14 protein-coding genes are annotated in these 16,832 nt (G+C 68.0%); 7 read left to right on the forward strand and 7 right to left on the reverse strand.

All coding sequences use genetic code 11. The annotated features are described in order from the left end of the window. Positions 1-13 precede the first annotated feature (13 nt). Positions 14-940, forward strand: a complete 927-nt coding sequence (grxD, locus tag ACT6SE_RS17695) for a Grx4 family monothiol glutaredoxin (RefSeq protein WP_032956577.1) — start codon at positions 14-16, stop codon at positions 938-940. Between the two features lie 119 nt (positions 941-1,059). Here the strand turns inward: grxD and ACT6SE_RS17700 are convergent, their stop codons facing one another. From ACT6SE_RS17700 to ACT6SE_RS17710, 3 genes are all read right to left on the reverse strand, one after another. Beyond that, positions 1,060-1,599: a DUF924 family protein gene (locus tag ACT6SE_RS17700; RefSeq protein WP_014648372.1), complete on the reverse strand. Its 540-nt coding sequence runs from the start codon at positions 1,597-1,599 to the stop codon at positions 1,060-1,062. Positions 1,600-1,642: 43 nt separating this feature from the next. Further along, a complete protein-coding gene (locus ACT6SE_RS17705) occupies positions 1,643-2,419 on the reverse strand; it encodes an AMP nucleosidase (protein ID WP_005419211.1) in 777 nt (258 codons plus the stop codon). A 117-nt stretch (positions 2,420-2,536) separates the two neighbouring features. Then, positions 2,537-5,923 (reverse strand): autotransporter domain-containing protein, encoded by a 3,387-nt coding sequence (locus tag ACT6SE_RS17710; RefSeq protein ID WP_046432460.1) that lies wholly within the window; start codon positions 5,921-5,923, stop codon positions 2,537-2,539. Positions 5,924-6,178: 255 nt separating this feature from the next. Here ACT6SE_RS17710 and ACT6SE_RS17715 point away from each other — a divergent pair, with 255 nt between their 5' ends. From ACT6SE_RS17715 to ACT6SE_RS17735, 5 genes are all read left to right on the forward strand, one after another. Next, on the forward strand, positions 6,179-7,588 hold the full coding sequence (locus tag ACT6SE_RS17715; protein WP_032956583.1) for an amidohydrolase: 1,410 nt from the start codon (positions 6,179-6,181) through the stop codon (positions 7,586-7,588). Then, complete coding sequence (locus ACT6SE_RS17720) at positions 7,588-8,850, forward strand: amidohydrolase family protein (protein WP_046432464.1); 1,263 nt, start codon at positions 7,588-7,590, stop codon at positions 8,848-8,850. Before ACT6SE_RS17715 ends, ACT6SE_RS17720 begins: the two co-directional genes overlap by 1 nt. 20 nt (positions 8,851-8,870) lie before the next feature. Then, the gene (locus tag ACT6SE_RS17725) at positions 8,871-9,503 is read left to right on the forward strand and encodes a 2-hydroxychromene-2-carboxylate isomerase (RefSeq protein WP_014648376.1); all 633 of its coding nucleotides are present in this window, start codon (positions 8,871-8,873) and stop codon (positions 9,501-9,503) included. A gap of 95 nt (positions 9,504-9,598) precedes the next feature. Next, positions 9,599-10,540, forward strand: a complete 942-nt coding sequence (locus ACT6SE_RS17730) for a DegV family protein (protein WP_046432465.1) — start codon at positions 9,599-9,601, stop codon at positions 10,538-10,540. Between the two features lie 77 nt (positions 10,541-10,617). Continuing rightward, entirely contained in the window at positions 10,618-10,956 is a 339-nt protein-coding gene (locus ACT6SE_RS17735; RefSeq protein WP_005410998.1) for a hypothetical protein, read from the forward strand. 174 nt (positions 10,957-11,130) lie between these two features. Here the strand turns inward: ACT6SE_RS17735 and ACT6SE_RS17740 are convergent, their stop codons facing one another. From ACT6SE_RS17740 to ACT6SE_RS17755, 4 genes are all read right to left on the reverse strand, one after another. Next, positions 11,131-12,543, reverse strand: coding sequence for an efflux transporter outer membrane subunit (locus ACT6SE_RS17740; RefSeq protein ID WP_046432468.1), 1,413 nt, complete (start codon positions 12,541-12,543; stop codon positions 11,131-11,133). Continuing rightward, positions 12,540-13,622 (reverse strand): HlyD family secretion protein, encoded by a 1,083-nt coding sequence (locus ACT6SE_RS17745; protein ID WP_032956599.1) that lies wholly within the window; start codon positions 13,620-13,622, stop codon positions 12,540-12,542. The genes ACT6SE_RS17740 and ACT6SE_RS17745 overlap by 4 nt, the downstream gene beginning before the upstream one ends. A 21-nt stretch (positions 13,623-13,643) precedes the next feature. Beyond that, the gene (locus ACT6SE_RS17750) at positions 13,644-15,173 is read right to left on the reverse strand and encodes an MFS transporter (RefSeq protein WP_014648380.1); all 1,530 of its coding nucleotides are present in this window, start codon (positions 15,171-15,173) and stop codon (positions 13,644-13,646) included. Between the two features lie 153 nt (positions 15,174-15,326). Then, entirely contained in the window at positions 15,327-16,244 is a 918-nt protein-coding gene (locus tag ACT6SE_RS17755) for a LysR family transcriptional regulator (protein ID WP_014648381.1), read from the reverse strand. Positions 16,245-16,385: 141 nt separating this feature from the next. Between ACT6SE_RS17755 and ACT6SE_RS17760 the strand changes: the two genes are divergently transcribed. After that, a complete protein-coding gene (locus ACT6SE_RS17760; RefSeq protein ID WP_046432504.1) occupies positions 16,386-16,832 on the forward strand; it encodes a universal stress protein in 447 nt (148 codons plus the stop codon).

Below are 16,832 nucleotides of genomic sequence, written 5' to 3' on the forward strand. Positions count from 1 at the left end.
AACCCCGACGTCCATGTCCCTCGATCCCGCCCTGCGTTCGCGCATCGAATCCATCCTCAACGCCAACCGCGTCGTGCTGTTCATGAAGGGCCAGCCGTCGATGCCGCAGTGCGGTTTCTCGGCCAAGGCCGTGGGCGCCCTGCAGGACCTCGGCGTCGAGTTCGCCCACGTCAACGTGCTGGCCGACCAGGAAATCCGTGAAGGCATCAAGGCCTATGGCGACTGGCCGACCATTCCGCAGCTGTACATCGACGGCGAACTGGTCGGCGGCAGCGACATCGTGCTGCAGATGGCTGCCAGCGGCGAGCTGAGCAGCGTGCTGGGCCTGGCCGCGCCGGACCGTACCCCGCCGAGCATCACCGTCACCCCGGCGGCCGTGGAAATGCTCAAGGGCGCGCTGGCCGATGCCCCGGGCGCTGCTCTGCAGCTGTCCATCGACGCCGGTTTCCAGCCGAACTTCCAGCTGGCCCCGCACGACGAAGGCGCCATCGCCGCCGAGTCCAACGGCCTGCGCGTGCAGTTCGACCTGGCCAGCGCCCGTCGCGCCAACGGCATCACCATCGACTGGGTGGACGACATCCGCGGCAAGGGTCTGGCCATCGACAACCCGAATGCGCCCAAGCCGGTGCAGGAAATCAGCGTGCGCGATGCCGACGACCTGGTGCGTGCCGGCAACATCACCCTGGTGGACGTGCGCCCGGCCGACGAGCGTGAAATCGCCGCCGTGGGCGTGCCGTTCAAGACCTTCGACGGCAACGGCCGCGCCGCGCTGGAAGCCCTGCCCAAGGACACCGCGCTGGCCTTCATGTGCCACCACGGTGGCCGCAGCGCGCAGGCCGCCGAGCAGTTCCGCGCCTTGGGCTTCACCAAGGTGTTCAACGTCACCGGCGGCATCAACGCCTGGTCGGAAGACGTCGACAACGGCGTGCCGAAGTACTGATTGAAGGCCCGGGGTCAGAGCCCTTTCCTGCGGAAAGGCGATCTGACCCCTAAAAAGGGGACGGAGGGAATTAAGTCGTTTGTGGCAAAAACGACTTAATTCCCTCCGTCCCCTTTTTCTTAGCCGGCGAAACCGCCTTCGGCCAGGTAGTCCAGCTCTTCCGGTGAAGGAATGCGACCCAGCACGGCGTTGCGGTGCGGGAAGCGACCGAAGCGGCGGATGATGTCGCGGTGCAGCTCGGCGTACTGCAAGTATTCCTTGTCGCCCAGCACGTCGAACATCGCCACCGAGCGGTCCTGGTCCAGCGGATCCTCGGAGTGCTCGAACGGCAGGTAGATGAAGGCGCGCAGCTTGGGCACCAGCTGCAGGTCCAGGCCTTCCTCGATGGCGCGCATGGCGTAGTGCCGGGCCAGGCCATCGGTGGCGTAGGAATGGGCGCTACCGCGGAAGCAGTTGCGCGGGAACTGGTCCAGCAGCAGCATCAGCGCCAGTGCGCCCTCGGCACTGCCCAGCCAGTGTTCGCGCGCGCGCGAGGCGGCTGCGAAATGCTCATCCAGGAACAACTGGCGGAACTGCGCGTCGAACGCATCATCGCGGGCGAACCACTTCGCAGGGCCCGCCTCTTTCCAGAATTCCACCACGTGCGCGGCAACGTCCATCACCTACTCCCCAGGGCCGGCGCGCCGCGCCAGGCCATCATCATCATTCGTCGAAGCGCAGGTGGCGGACCGACTTGCCGTTGCGCCGGATAAGCTTAAGCGCCTCGATACCGATCTGGATATGGTTTTCCACGAACTGGGAGCTGACCTTGGCATCGGAGGCCTCGGTCTTGACCCCATCGGGGATCATCGGCTGGTCCGACACCAACAGCAGTGCGCCGCTGGGAATGTGGTTAGCGAAGCCAGCGGCGAACACGGTGGCGGTTTCCATGTCGATGGCCATGCAGCGCATCGCCCGCAGCCGCTCCTTGAACGCCTCGTCGTGCTCCCAGACCCGGCGGTTGGTGGTGTAGACGGTACCGGTCCAGTAGTCGTGGCCGAGATCACGGATCATGGTCGAGACCGCACGCTGCAGCGCGAACGCCGGCAAGGCCGGCACTTCCGGCGGCAGGTAGTCGCCCGAAGTGCCCTCACCGCGGATCGCTGCGATCGGCAGCACCAGGTCACCCAGCTGGTTCTTGCGCTTCAGGCCACCGCACTTGCCCAGGAACAGCACCGCCTTGGGCATCACCGCCGACAGCAGGTCCATGATGATCGCGGCATTGGGGCTGCCCATGCCGAAGTTGATCATGGTGATGCCATCGATGGTGGCGCTGGCCATCGGCCGGTCCAGGCCGATGACCGGGGCGCCGGTCAGCGCGGAGAAGGTGTGCAGGTAGCCGCCGAAATTGGTCAGCAGGATATGCTGGCCGAACTGGTCCAGCGGAACGCCGGTGTAACGCGGCAGCCAGTTGTCGACGATTTCCTGTTTGCTCTTCATGCTCGGTCCGGTTCTGCAGGGGCGCCATTGTAGGCAACGCTGCGCCTGCCCTGCCACACAAAGAGAAGGGGCGGCACAACGGCCGCCCCTCCTGGTTTCCCTGCGGGAGCCGGTGGCTTAGAAACGCACCGACCAGCGCAGGTTGGCACCGTGGTCGCGGCTTTCGTCGCCGAACTGGCCGCTGTAGCCCAGTTCCAGCTGCTGCTTGGCGGTCAGCCAGGCCGAGAGGCCCAGTTCGGCCACCACCGCGCTGTCGGCGATGGGTGCACCGTTGACCACGAAGCTGTCACCGCCGGTGGCAAAGCCCAGGCGGGCCGACGGGTTGCGGTCGCCGCTGGCGTGGCGGTACGCCACCGCGCCGCGCACGTGCAACCAGCTGTCCTGCTGGAACGAGGCCTTCAGGCCCTTGTCGAAGCGCACGCCGGCCGTGGCCAGGGTGGTGCGCACGTCGTCCACCGAACCCTGCAGGGCCGCAGCACCGCCACGCTCGTTCACGTGCTTGGTGTCCACTTCCACGCGGGCCACCTGCACGTACGGCTCCAGGCCAGCCTCGCGGCCACCGAAGCGGTAGGCCGCTTCGATGAAGGCCTGGCGGGTACGCGCGTCGTAGCGGGCGCTCAGGGTGTCGCTGTAACCGGCGAACGCCAGCTCACGGGTACTGTCCACATCGTGTTCGCTCCATGCCAGGCCGCCACGCAGGCCGAAACCGCCCCAGTTGTGGCTGGCGTAGGCGCCGAAGTGGGTGTTGTCCACCTTCGACCTCGCACGGCGCCCTTCGCCCTGCTTCACGTCGGTGCGGCCGGTACCGGCCAGCACGCCCACCTGCCAGCCGCCGAACTCGCGGTCGGCACCGACCAGCAGGCCGTTGCTGTTGGCTTCGGTGCGGGCGGTGTTGGTGTTGCCGTCCAGCGTGGTGCTGCCGGCCAGGGCCTGCACCCACACACCGGTGGCGTCGCCGCCTTCGGCACCCGGTGCAGCGGCACCGGCACGGCGGGCCAGCGCGGCATCACGCACGTAGCGGCTGCCTTCCAGCAGGGCCGCGCTGGTGGCGGCATGCAGTTCGCCGCTGAGGCTGTCCAGTGCGCTGCCCACCTGTTCCGGGAACAGCATGGTCAGCGGACGCGGCAGGCCCTGGTTGACCGCCAGACCGTCGACGACGGTGGCCACGGCCAACTGGTTGGCGGTGGTGGCCGCGGTAGCCAGCGCGTTGCCGCGGGTCACTTCAATGCGCGCGCCGGCGGCGGAGTAGGCCAGGCCGAACTGCAGGAAGGGCGAGAAGGCGCTGAAATCCGTGCTGGCGAACCGACCGTTCACGCCGCCGTCGGCCTGGATGAAGTTGAACTGCTCGCCCAGGTAGTAGGTGCCCGGTTCCGGCAGCGCCACCAGGGTGCCGCCCAGGGTGGCGGTGCCGGTCACGTGCAGCTGGTCGCTGCGGCTGCCCGGGGCCACCTCGGCCTGGTACACGCCAGTGGCGGTCTGCACATAGTCACCGTTGATGGTGAGCGTGCCGATGGAGTTGCCCGGAGCGATGATGCCGGCCACGGTGGTGTTTCCCAGCTGGCCCACGCCCTTCAGCGTGCCCTTTTCACCCACGAAGGTGCTGCCGCCGGTCTGCACGCCGTTGAAGGACACCACGCCGCCGGTGACGGTCAGGTCCGAGCCGTCCAGCACACCGGTGGCGGTGATGCGGCTGCTGCCGCCCAGGCTGTTCAGCGCTGTGTTCTGCAGGGTGCCGTTCAGCAGGAAGGTTCCGCCGGTCACGTCCACGGCGCTGGTCAGCGTGTTCACGCCGTCCAGTTCCAGCACGCCTTCGCGCACCACCGCGCCGTTGAAGCTGTTGTCGCCGCTCAGGCGCAGCCAGCCGATGCCGCTCTTGGTCAGTTTGCCCGGGCCGCCGATGTCATTGGTCCAGTCGTCCCATGCATCACCTTCCCACACCTTCAGGCCGCCGGCCTTCTGGTTCATCACCACTTCGGTGTCCACGCGCAGCGAGCCGTAGCCTTCGACGGCCGCAGCCAGGTTCATCAGGCCCCAGCCGTAGACATCGTCCACGCCTGCAGCACCCAGGTCGGTGGCGGTGGTCAGCAGCACGTCGCGCACCTGCGCGCTGTCCAGGTACGGGAAGCGCTCGAACAGCAGGCCCAGCGCGCCGGTGACGTGCGGGGCGGCCATGGACGTGCCGCTCAGTTCCTCGTAATCGGACGACGGGGTCTGGCTGATGATGTCCACCACCAGGTTGCCATTGTCATCGTAGAAATCACCTTCGATCACCGAATCGGGACCGTACACGGTCGAGTTGATGTTCGAGCCGGGCGCGGCGAGGCACCAGTTCGCCGCCAGGCCACAGCGCATCGAGCGGTTGCTCAGCTCCAGGTCCTGATTGACGTTGACCACGGCCAGCCAGTACGGCTCGACGTCGGCGACGGCGCGCGGCAGCGAGGCATACATGCCGGCAATCGGCGCTTCTTCCGGCGAAGTGTTGGGCGAATCGGTGTTGCCAGCGGCCCATACCTGGATCAGGCCGCTGCTGCGCGAACCTTCGGCCATCGCAGCCAGACTGGCGGCGAACACCGGGTGCGACTGGTACATGTCCAGGTCTTCCGCTGTGGTCGGCTCGTTGGCCAGGCCCCAGCTGTGGTTGATGGCGCGCACACCCTGCTCGTTCATCTGCGCATACAGCTGCGGGTAGATCGAATCGTCGGCCTGGATGGCGGCGATGGTCTGTTCGTCCAGATACAGGGAACCGCCGATATTCACCACCGACAGGTAGGTGGCGCTGTTGGAGAACAGGCGGGCCACGCTCAGGTCGGCGCCGAAGGCAACACCGTGGGTGCCGTGGCCATCACGGTTGGCGGCGATGGTGCCCGACACGTGGGTACCGTGCACGTTGTAGCTCAGGCCTTCGTAGAAGCCATTGCGCTCCAGCAGATCGGCATAGTCCGGGTCGAGCAGCTGGTAGGACACGGCCACCTGGCCACCGTCGCTGGCGAAGCAGGCGTCCGGGCCACTCAGCACTTCGCGCGCGCACAGGCTGCCATCGGCCAGCACATCGGCCAGATGGATGCTGCGGTGGTCCTTGCCGGCGAACTCGTCGTGGTCCAGGCCGGTGCCGCTGTCGAACACGCCCAGGCGGATGCCGGTGCCGGTCAGTCCGCGTGCGTAGGCCACATCGGCGTTGATCGCCTGCAGGCCCCAGTCGCTGTTGAATTCGGTGGTGCGCCAGCTGGCGGCATCACCCGGCTTGCCCATGATGGGTTCCGGATCGACTTCCACATCGGCGGCGGCGACGGCCAGCGACGGCGAAGCGGTGAGGACCGGTGCGGCAAACGCGGCCTGCAGGCTGCGCTGGAACTGGTAACGCGACAAGGCGTCTGCGTTGCTGTCCTGGGCCAGCGCCGGCAGAGCGGCGGCCATCAGCAGCGAGCCAACAATGGCCGAGGCCAGGGGTGAGGGGAGGATCGAGCGGCGGGAAGCGGTGGAGCGATACGACGGGAAGACAATCATCTGCAGTTACGTCCTTGATTCCTTGAAATATTTCAGGTGCAGCTCCGTCATGGAGCAATGGAAAGCACACCTCACGGCGGGTCAGCGCTCGCTGTCCCACCCGTTGGTAGCGGCAGGTGTCACAAAAAATTAATGCTTCGTTCAGAATTTTTGTATAGGAAAATCCCCACCCCTGCCCCTGCCCAAGGTCACTTGGCAAGTGGTATCGACGACGGATAGCGTCGGCGGATTCACGCGTGGGTTGGGGATCTCTGCATGGCATCGATGGTGTTGCGCGCCGCTCTTGGGCTGGCGCTGGTTTCGTTGAGCACGGCACCGGCGGTGGGCGCCTCGCGCTTCGTCGCCGATCCCTACCCCAGCACCTACCGGGCGCATCCCGATGCGCCGGTGCTGATCCAGAACGCCACCGTGCTCACCGGCACCGGCCAGCGCCTGGACAACGCCGACGTGCTGCTGCGCGAGGGCCGCATCGCCGCCGTGGGCCGCCAGCTGCAGGCCGATGCCGGGGTCACCCGCATCGATGCGCGGGGCAAGTGGGTCACCCCGGGCCTGATCGACGTGCACTCGCACCTGGGCGTGTACCCCAGCCCGGGCGTCGGCGCGCACAGCGACGGCAACGAGATGACCGCACCGGTCACCGCCAATGTCTGGGCCGAGCACTCGGTGTGGCCGCAGGACCCGGGCTTCGCTACAGCCCTGGCCGGAGGCGTGACCAGCATGCAGGTGCTGCCTGGCTCGGCCAACCTGGTCGGTGGCCGTGGCGTGACCCTGAAGAACGTGCCGGCCATCACCTACCAGGCCATGAAATTCCCGGGTGCTCCGTGGGGGCTGAAAATGGCCTGCGGCGAGAACCCGAAACGGGTTTACGGCGAAGGCAAGAACGTCGCCCCAGCCACGCGGATGGGCAACGTTGCCGGCTACCGCGCCGCCTTCATCGATGCTGCCGACTACATCGCCAAGAACAAACCCAAGCCGGCCAAGCGCAAGGGCTGGTTCGGCAGCGACAAGGGCGACAGCGCCGGTGATGCCGGCGGCAAGCGCGATCTCAAGCTGGACACGCTGGCCGGCGCGATCGAAGGCGACATCCGCGTGCACATCCACTGCTACCGCGCCGACGAGATGGCCACCATGCTCGACCTGGCCAAGGAATTCGGCTTCAAGGTGGCGGCCTTCCACCACGGCGTGGAGGCCTACAAGCTGGCCGACCGGCTGGCCGCCGACGGCGTCTGCGGTGCGCTGTGGGCCGACTGGTGGGGCTTCAAGATGGAAGCCTTCGATGGCATTCCGGAGAACATCGCACTGGTCGACCGGCCGAAGAACAGCTGCGCCATCGTCCATTCCGATTCGCCCGAAGGCATCCAGCGCCTGAACCAGGAAGCGGCCAAGGTGATCGCCGCCGCGCGCCGCGCGCACATGCCGGAGATCACGCCCGAACATGCCATCACCTGGATGACGGCCAATGCCGCCAGAGCGCTGGGCATTGAAGGCCAGACCGGCACCCTGGAGGCCGGCAAGATGGCCGACGTAGTGGTGTGGAACGGCAACCCCTTCGGTTCCTACGCGCTGGCCGAACAGGTCTTCATCGACGGCCGCCGCCTGTACGACCGCAGTGCGCCGGCAGCGACGCCGCGTTCCGATTTCCAGCTCGGCCAGGAGGTGCACTGATGGGCGCGTTGAACAAGGGTCGCCGGGCATGGCTCGGCGTTACGGTCATGATGCTGGCCTGCCTCTCCGCAGCCGCGCAGGCGCAGGACCTGCTGGTCCGCAACGCCACCGTACATACGGCCAGCGCGCGCGGCAGCCTGCAGCACGCCGATGTACTGGTGCAGGGCGGCATCATCCGCGCAGTCGGCAACGGGCTGTCCGCACCGGCCGGGGCCAACGTCGTCGAGGCCGATGGCCGCCCGCTGACACCCGCGCTGTTCGGGGGCATCACCGAGATCGGCATCGAAGAAGTCTCCGGTGAAGCGAGCACGGTCGACAGCACGCTGAAGATCGGCGAACAACCGTTGCGCCCCGAGTTCGATGTCACCCTGGCCTACAACCCGGCCTCGGTGCTGATCCCGGTGGCGCGCCTGGACGGCATCGGCTTCACCGCCTTGGGGGCCGCCACCGGTGGCGGCTTCGTCGCTGGCCAGGGCGGTGTGATGCGGCTGGACGGCAGCGCCGATCCCCTCGGGCCGCGCGCGCTGTTCCTGCGCCTGGGGTCGGCCGCAGTGGAACTGACCGGGCATTCGCGTGCGGCGCAATGGATGCTGCTGCAGCAGATGGTGGACGAGGCGCGTGGCCAGGTCGCCGCGGACTCACCGCATGCGCTGCTGACCCCGGCCGGGCGCCGCACGCTGGGCCGCTACCTGGCCGGCCAGGGCCGCATCGTGGTGGAGGTGGACCGTGCGGCGGACATCCGCCAGCTGCTGCGCTGGGGCGCCCGCGAGAAGGTGAAGATCGCCATTGCCGGTGGCAGCGAAGCCTGGCAGCTGGCACCGGAGCTGGCCGCCGCGCAGGTGCCGGTGTTCGTCGACGTGCTGTCCAACCTGCCGGCCAGCTTCGACCAGATCGGTGCAACCCTGGAAAATGCGGCACGCCTGCAACGGGCCGGCGTGGCGGTCTCGTTCGTGCAGCGTGGCGACGCCTCGCACAACGCCCGCAAGATGCGCCAGCTGGCCGGCAATGCCGTGGCCAATGGACTGCCCTGGGCCGACGGCCTGGCCGGCCTGACCCGGGTGCCGGCGCAGGCGTTCGGTGTGGCCGACCAGATCGGCAGCATCGAGCCGGGCAAGCGTGCCGACCTGGTGCTGTGGGAGGGCGACCCGCTGGACGTGGCGCACTATGCCGAACAGGTCTGGCTGGGCGGCCGGGCGATGCCGATGCGCTCGCGCCAGACCGAGCTGCGCGATCGCTACCTGCTGCGCAACGCGCAGCCCTGACCGCATTGAAGGACACCACCATGGCCACCCTGCGCTGGTATTTCGACTTCGTTTCGCCGTACTCCTACCTGCATTGGCAGAAGCTGAAGCAGCTGCCCGAATTCCCGCGGATCCAGCCGGTGCCGATCGCCTTTGGTGCCGTGCTGCATCACCTGGGCAACCTCGGGCCGGCCGAGATTCCGGCCAAGCGCCGCTTCATCTACCGCCAGCTGCTGTGGACCGCGCAGGCCGAAGGCACACCGCTGCGGTTCCCGCCGGGCCACCCGTTCAATCCGCTGTCTGCCCTGCGCCTGTGCCTGGCCGCGGGTGGCAGCGCACGGGCGGTGGACGTGCTGTTCGACTGGATCTGGCGCGACGGCAATGCCGCCGACAGCGCCGAGGCCCTGCGCGAACCAGCCGCGCGGCTGGGGATCGAGGATGTCGCCAGCGCCATCGCGACTCCCGCGGTCAAGGAGCAGCTGCGGAGGAACACCGAAGCCGCCATTGCAACCGGCGTGTTCGGCGTGCCGACCCTGGCCATCGATGGCGAACTGTTCTGGGGCAACGACGCCCACCCACTGATGGCGGCGGTGCTGGCCGACCCGGATCTGCTGCGGCAGCCCGAATGGCAGCGCCTGGCCGAGCTTCCGGTGGCCGTGCAGCGCAGTCGCTGAACAGGGCGTGCCGCGTTTCCCTCGCGCGCCACGCCAGAATTTGAGATAGATTTCACATTTCCGAACCTACAACCGCCCTGGAGGGGGAGCCGCGGATGCGCATCGGAATCGTCGTCGACTCGGCCTGCGACCTGCCGCAGGACTTCATTGCCGAGCACAACATCGTGCTGCTGCCGATCACCGTACGGATCGGCGAAGCCGTGCTGGCCGATCATCGCGATGAGCAGGCCACCCTGAGCTTCCTGCACGCGCATGTGGCCGAACATGGCGCTGAAGCGGAAACCATCCCCTTCAGCGTCAACCAGATCCGCGACCTGTTCCTGCAGCAGCTGGTGATCGATTACGACCACGTGTTCTGCATGACCATCACCAAGACCCGCAGCCCGATCCACGACAACGCGCTGCAGGCCAGCTTCGCCATCCTCAACGATTACAAGCCGGTGCGGCAGGCAGCGGGCTACAACTCGCCGTTCGCGCTGCGCGTACTTGATACCCAGAACCTGTTCGCCGCGCAGGCCGTGACCGCGGTGGAGGCTGTCCGCCTGCGTGACAGCGGCGCCAGCGTGCAGCAGATCCGCGAACGGCTGGAAGAACTGGCCGGCAACGTGCACGGCTACATGATCACCCGCGACCTGTACTACATGCGCGCACGCGCGCGGCACAAGGGCGACCGCAGTGTCGGCCTGCTCAGCGCGGCACTGGGCAGTGCACTGGACATCAAGCCGGTGCTGCACGGCTACCGTGGCGAGACCGGGCCGGTGGCCAAGATCAAGGGCTTCGACAGCGCCGTGCAGAAGCTGTTCGCGGTGGTCGGCCAGCGCGTGCGTGCCGGGCTGATGACGCCGACGGTGTGCGTCAGCTACGGCGGCGAACTGGACGAGTTGCGCAGCCAGCCCGGCTATGCACAGATGAAAGAGGTCTGCGCCGGCCATGGCGTGACCGTGTACGAATCGGTGATGAGCCTGACCGGCATGGTCAACGTCGGCAAGGGCGCGGTCACCGTGGGATTTGCCGATGGGCCGCATCGGTTCGAATGAGCGCTGGCCACGGCCGGAATCTGCACATCGATTCCACCCCGACTGTGCCAGCCTTGCCGCACTTCAAGGAGAACTCCATGCCTGCGCAGTACCACATCAGCCTGCCCGACCCGTCCAAGGCCCGCGGCAACGACCCTGACCTGTCCTTCCATTCGCAGGGCGCCGCCGGTTTCGCCGAAGAGCTGCAGGATGCCCTGCGCAGCGGCACGCTGTTCGAACGCTGGAAGGCCAAGCAGCCCGACCCGGATGCGGTGGAACCGCAGTGGGGCGTGACCGACCCGGAGGCCACCGTGACCGGCGAGCAGAAGGACCTGCGCATCAACCTGGTCGCCACCACCCGCATCGACAGTGACGTGTTCAAGCAGCGCCTGCGCCTGCTGGCCGGCAGCCACTGGGAACTGCGCGACGTGCGTTGAGGCACCCGCCCGCCGGGCATGGCCCGGCGCTACCGTGCCCGTGTCGTGATCGACCCGGTGCCGATGACCATGCTCTGGTAGACGCCACCCTTGGTTGGCCCTCCAAAAAAGCTGCCAACCAAGGTTGGCAACTACCGACGAACCGCCGGGCATGGCCCGGCGTTTCCCCTATCGCTACCAGCCACCGCCCAGCGCGCGGTACAGCTCTACACGCGCGATCGCGGCGGCGGCCTGGCTGTTGGCCAGCGCGGCCTGGTTGTCCAGCGCGATGCGCTGGGTGGTCAGCACGTCCAGCATGTCGACCACGCCGGCCTGGTACTGCCGGCGCGCCGCCCCCAGTGCCGTCTCGCTCTCATCCACCGCCACGTGCAGCCGCACCGTGCGCTGCTGCTCGGCACTGTAGCCATCCATGGCGTCGTCCACCTCATGCCAGGCCTGCAGCACGGTACGGCGGAACTGCAGGGCCGACTGTTGCTGCTGCAGCCTGCTCAGCGCGAGGTTCGCCTTCAGCCGCCCGCCCTGGAAGATCGGCAGGCTGATCGACGGCCCGATGCTGAAACGGTGCGCGTTCCAGCCATCCAGGTCATCCAGCTGCTTGGCCTGGAAGCCTGCGTCACCATTCAAGGTGATGCGCGGCAGGAAACTGGCCTTGGCCACGCCGATGCCGGCCGTTGCCGCATGCAGTGCCGCCTCGGCACGACGGATGTCCGGGCGACGCTCGGCCAGTTCACTCGGCAGACCCACCGCCACCGCTGGCAACGCCGGCCAGTCACGGCGTGCATCCTGCAGCTGCGCGTCCAGTGCCTGCGGCGGCTGTGCCAGCAGGAACGCCAGCGCATTGCGCAGCTGCGATTCGCGATGCCGCAGCGGCGCGATGCGCGCCTGCAGCGAAGCCACCTGCGCGGCCGCGCTGGACACCTGCAGCGTGCTGGCCACGCCCTGCTTCTGGCGCGCCTCGGTCAGCCGTTTGATGTCATGCGCGATGCTGAGGTTGTCCTCGGTGATCGCCAGCAGCTGCCGCGTCGCACGCAGCTGCAGGTAATCACGCGCGGTTTCCGCCAGCAGCGCGATGCGCACGGCGTGTGCATCCTCCTCGGCCATCTGCACGCGCGCGTCGGCCGCTTCCACCTGGCGCCGCACGCGGCCCCACAGGTCCAGTTCCCAGCCCAGGCCGATACCGGCCTGGAACAGCCCGTAGTCATCACGGCCGCCGTTGCCGGACGGATCATTCAGGCCCACCTCGCTGTTGCGTGCACGCACGCCACTGGCGCTCGCGCTGACGCTGGGCAGGCGATCGGCGGCGGTGATGCCGCGCGCGGTGCGGCTCTGCTGCACGCGGTTGGCGGCCAGCTGCAGGTCCAGGTTGGCCGCCAGCACCTGGTGGGCCAGCTGCCCCAGCAGCGGATCGTCGAAGCCGGCCCACCAGGCGGCGTCCTGATCGATGGCGTTGCCGGCGACAGCCCCACCCCGCCAGTGGCCGGGCAGTTCCGCCTCCGGGCGTACGAAGTCCGGGCCCATCGCGCAGGCAGCCAGGGCCGTGCACAGGGTGGCCGCAACGAAGGTGCGGAACACGGTGATGGCGCTCATGCGCCCTCCCCGCGCTTGTGGCCCGGTCCGTGCTGCACGCTCTGCGCACGCGCGCGGCTGCCCAGGTCAACGCTGGCTTCCACCGACATGCCGGCACGCAGCTGGTCCAGCAGCGGCTGGCCCGGCTCCAGCACGATCTTCACCGGAATGCGCTGCACCACCTTGGTGAAGTTGCCGGTGGCGTTCTCTGGTGCGACTGCAGCAAAGGTGACGCCGGTGGCTGGTGCAATGCTGTCGATGTGCCCGCGCAGCGGCGTGCCCGGGAATACGTCCACCTTCAGTTCGACCTGCTGGCCGGCCTGCATGCGGGTCATCTGCGTTTCCTGGAAGTTGGCGACCACGAAGGCGCGCTTCAGCGGGACCACCGCAGCCACCGGCGTACCCGGGGTCAGGTAGGCACCGACGCGCACTGCGCGGCGACCGACCATGCCATCGATCGGCGCGCGCAGCACGGTGTGCGACAGATCCAGTTCGGCGCGTGCCTGTGCCGCTTCTGCACGCTGCACCGCCGCCTGTGCAGCCTGCACGCCCGCGCTGAGGATGTCGGTGCGCTGGCGTGCGGTCGACAGTGCGGCCTGGCCCTGCTGCAGATGCGCACTGGCCACGGCCTGCTTCGACTGCGCCTGCTGCGCGTTCTGCACGGTACCGGCGCCATCACGGGCCAGTTCGCGGTAACGCTGCTGGTCGGCACTGGCCAGGGTCAGTTCGGAACGGCTGACATCGACGCTGGCCCTGGCCTGCGCGATCAGCGAGTCCTGCTGGGCCAGTGCGGCCTGCGCATTGGCCAGCTGCGCACGGGCATTGGCAAGGTCGGCACGCGCAGCCTGCAGTGCCACCTGGTAGTCGCGGTCGTCGATGCGGGCAAGGACGTCGCCGGCCTTCACCGACTGGTTGTCCTCTACCTCCACGGCACTGACGAAGCCGGCAATCTTCGGCGCTACCAGGGTGTAGTCGGCCACCACGTACGCATTGTTGGTGGTCTGGTGACCGCCATCGCGCAGCAGCAGCCACGCGCCGATGGCCAGGGCCAGCACGCCCAGGCCCAGGCCGGTGTTGAGAGGGGTTCGATTGATCGTCATGAGGGGGTTCCTGCGAAAGGTTCAGGCCACGGCGCGTGGCGGATGGATGCGGGTGGGCATCCAGGCAATGAGGGGAATGAAGGCCAGCGCCACCAGTGCGACCACCCAGTACAGGTCGGCAGAAGTCAGCGCCTGTACCTGTGCATGCAGGCGCGCGCCCAGCTGCGGGCCATCGGCCAGCCACGGTTGCTCGCCAAGGCGGTCGACCAGCACGGTGGAATGGAAATGACGGCGGCCTTGGGCGATGGCATCCAGTACGCCACCGGCGAGCACCGCAGCGAAGCCCTTGACCGTGTTGAACCAGGCCGAGGCAAACGGGCCATCCTGTGGCGCCAAGCCGCCGGTGGCCAGCATCAGCAGCGGCAGCACCGCCATCGGCTGGGCAAACACCTGCAGCAGCTGCACCCACAGGAAGTTGTCGCGGATCCAGGCCACGTCCAGGTGCGAGCCCAGCCAGCAGGCCAGTGCCAGCATCGCCAGGCCGGTGGCCTGCACCCAGCGGCAGTCCACCGCGCGGATGTTCAACAGGGCCGCCACCAGCGGCAGCGCGATCACCTGTGGCAGTGCCACCCACAGCAGCATCGGTGCGGTCTGCAGCGGCCGGTAGCCCTGCACGCTGGCCAGGAAGCCGGACGGTATCGAGATCACCGCCAGCAGCACGAACAGCACGCCCCCCAGCGTGACCAGCGAGTAGCTGAGATTGCGGTTGGCCAACAACTGCAGCTTGAAGAACGGCAGCGGGTGGAACCATTCGTTGATCATGAACAGCACCATCAGGCCGGCACCGCCACCGATCATCAGCGTGATCATCGGCGAATCGAACCAGTTCAGCCGCGGGCCCTGCACCAGGCCCAGCACCAGCAGCACCAGCGCCGGCAGGCCGAGCAGCAGCCCAACGCCATCGAACTGGGCGAAGCGTTCCAGCCGCAGCGGGTCCTGTGGCAGGCCCCAGCCGACCATCGCCATGGCGGCCAGGCAGTACGGCACGATCTGCCAGAACGCCCAGTGCCAGCCCACCTGCTCGACCCAGAACGCGGCCAGCGGCGTGCCCATGCTCGGGCCGAACGTCGCCGTCAACGCGTAGCCGGCCAGGCCGTACAGCTTGATGCCAGGCGGCAGGAAGCGCAGCGCCACGCTCATCAGCAACGGCGGCAGTGCACCGCCGCACAGGCCCTGCAATGCACGCAGCAGCAGGAACACCTGCAGGTTCGGGGCGAGCGGGCACAGCACGCCCAGCACCATGAAGCCACCGATCATCGCCAATGCGAAGCGGCGCAGCGAGAAGGTGGCGGCACACCACGGCGCGAAGGCCATCGCGCTGACCGACATCGCGCTGTAGAGGGCGACGATCCAGCTGCCGTCGTCGACGCTGAAACCCATCGCGCCACGGATGTCGGCCAGGGCGACCTTGGTGATGTTCTCGTTGAAGCCGGACACCAGCACCGCCAGCAGCACGCCACACAGGCCGACCAGAATGCGGCGATCGAGCCCGGGGGCGGCGGCAGGACGGGGCGCTGCGGCGGCCGGGACAGCGGCGGCCGGCGCACTCATCGCCAGGCGCCGATCCGTGCAGTGCACGGCATGTTGAGGGTCATTGGAATGCGCTCAGTGAAACTCCGGGGAGCGCAGTCTAGGGAGCCGGTACCCTGTGAAAAATGGCGTCGCCGGCACCCCAGGCGTGCGTCCAGCGCACGCCTGCGGGTCTCAGCGGTGGGCGTCCTCGACGCGCTCGCACATGGTCTTGATCGAACGGCGAAGCCACTGGTGCGCGGCATCGTTGTCCAGCCGCGGATGCCAGGCCTGCACGATGGCCGCGGTACGCACCGGGATCGGCAGCGGGAACAGGCGCAGCGGCAGGCGCATGCTGACGATCCGCTCCAGCATCACGCTTGGCATCTGCGGCAGGATCAGGTCTGATTCGGCCGCCGCGAAGATCGCACCGTGGAAGGTCGGGCTGATCAGCGCCACGCGGCGCTGCAGGCCGAGCGTGGCCAGGTCATCATCGATCGGCCCACGCGGCAGGCCACGGCGCGACACCGCGATGTGGTCGCACGCGGCAAAGCGCTCTGCACTGATCTCCTCGTCGAACAGTGGATGGTCCTCGCGCGCGGCGCCCATGAACGAGGTACTGAACAGGTTCTGCACCTTGGTATCGGGCGCATGCTTGCCGGCGGTGCTGATGTACAGGTCGATCCGGCCCTGCGCCATCGCATCATCGTCGGTATCGCCCTCGGGTACGAAGCGCAGCACCGCGCGCGGTGCCTGCTGGCGGAAGATCTCGCGCAGCCGACCGCCAAATCCACCGATGAAGACATCATTGGCGCGCACGCTGAAGGTTCGCTCGAGCACGCGCATGTCCACTTCACGACCAGCGTTGAAGACGCGGTGGGCCTGCTCGATCACATCGCGGACCTGCTCGCGCAGCTGCAGCGCGCGGGGCGTGGGCGCCAGACCGCGGCCGGCACGCACCAGCACCGGGTCACCCAGCGCAGTGCGGATCCGGCCCAGGGTGCGGCTCATCGCCGGCGCGCTCAGGTTCATGCGGCGCGCGGCGGCGGCCACGCTGCATTCGTCAATCAGCACGTCCAGTGCCAGCAACAGGTTCAGGTCCGGCAGGGGCATGACAGTCTCCAGTAAATCAGATGACTCTACGGCACTTGCGACCACCGTGGATTGCGTTCGACGCATTCATTGACTGCCGCGCACGGCATGGGTGCGCGCGGTGACATCGGCGACCATCCCCGTCCTGCCAAGGAGACATCCATGTTCACTACCCTGCTGGTCGCCCTGGATGGTGGCCCCCAGCACGCACGCGTGCTGGACCTGGCCGCCGCCATCGCCGGCCCCCACAGCCGCCTGCACCTGCTGTGCGTGCTCGACCCCGAATTCGCGCTGGCGGCCGATGCCAGCGAAGCCGATCGCACCGAGTATCCGGAAGCCGCCCGCCAGCGCTCCCGCGCCGAGGCAGTATTGGCCGAAGCCCTGGCCGAACTGCGCGAGCGCGGCGTCGATGCCATCGCGCAGATCCCCTCCGGCGATCCCGGCGAAGTCATCAGCGAGCAGGCCCGGCGCCTGGAGTGCGACCTGATCGTGATCGGCCATCGCCACCTGTCCCGGCTGGAACGCCTGTTCGAACCCTCGATCGGGCAATGGACCATCGACCACGCGCCCTGTCCGGTGCTGGTGGAAACCCGCGACCCCCAACCCTAG

The organism is Stenotrophomonas sp. LC732 (assembly GCF_052446685.1).
GTDB classification, from domain to species: Bacteria; Pseudomonadota; Gammaproteobacteria; order Xanthomonadales; family Xanthomonadaceae; genus Stenotrophomonas; species Stenotrophomonas muris.

Bases quoted from the DNA above. Each gene is read 5' to 3' on its own strand.
- ACT6SE_RS17760 (WP_046432504.1), top strand. From the start codon at position 16,386: ATGTTCACTACCCTGCTGGTCGCCCTGGATGGTGGCCCCCAGCACGCA.
- ACT6SE_RS17710 (WP_046432460.1), bottom strand. From the start codon at position 5,923: ATGATTGTCTTCCCGTCGTATCGCTCCACCGCTTCCCGCCGCTCGATC.
- ACT6SE_RS17735 (WP_005410998.1), top strand. From the start codon at position 10,618: ATGCCTGCGCAGTACCACATCAGCCTGCCCGACCCGTCCAAGGCCCGC.
- ACT6SE_RS17725 (WP_014648376.1), top strand. From the start codon at position 8,871: ATGGCCACCCTGCGCTGGTATTTCGACTTCGTTTCGCCGTACTCCTAC.
- ACT6SE_RS17750 (WP_014648380.1), bottom strand. From the start codon at position 15,173: ATGAGTGCGCCGGCCGCCGCTGTCCCGGCCGCCGCAGCGCCCCGTCCT.
- ACT6SE_RS17745 (WP_032956599.1), bottom strand. From the start codon at position 13,622: ATGACGATCAATCGAACCCCTCTCAACACCGGCCTGGGCCTGGGCGTG.
- grxD (WP_032956577.1), top strand. From the start codon at position 14: ATGTCCCTCGATCCCGCCCTGCGTTCGCGCATCGAATCCATCCTCAAC.
- ACT6SE_RS17755 (WP_014648381.1), bottom strand. From the start codon at position 16,244: ATGCCCCTGCCGGACCTGAACCTGTTGCTGGCACTGGACGTGCTGATT.
- ACT6SE_RS17705 (WP_005419211.1), bottom strand. From the start codon at position 2,419: ATGAAGAGCAAACAGGAAATCGTCGACAACTGGCTGCCGCGTTACACC.
- ACT6SE_RS17700 (WP_014648372.1), bottom strand. From the start codon at position 1,599: ATGGACGTTGCCGCGCACGTGGTGGAATTCTGGAAAGAGGCGGGCCCT.
- ACT6SE_RS17740 (WP_046432468.1), bottom strand. From the start codon at position 12,543: ATGAGCGCCATCACCGTGTTCCGCACCTTCGTTGCGGCCACCCTGTGC.
- ACT6SE_RS17720 (WP_046432464.1), top strand. From the start codon at position 7,588: ATGGGCGCGTTGAACAAGGGTCGCCGGGCATGGCTCGGCGTTACGGTC.
- ACT6SE_RS17715 (WP_032956583.1), top strand. From the start codon at position 6,179: ATGGCATCGATGGTGTTGCGCGCCGCTCTTGGGCTGGCGCTGGTTTCG.
- ACT6SE_RS17730 (WP_046432465.1), top strand. From the start codon at position 9,599: ATGCGCATCGGAATCGTCGTCGACTCGGCCTGCGACCTGCCGCAGGAC.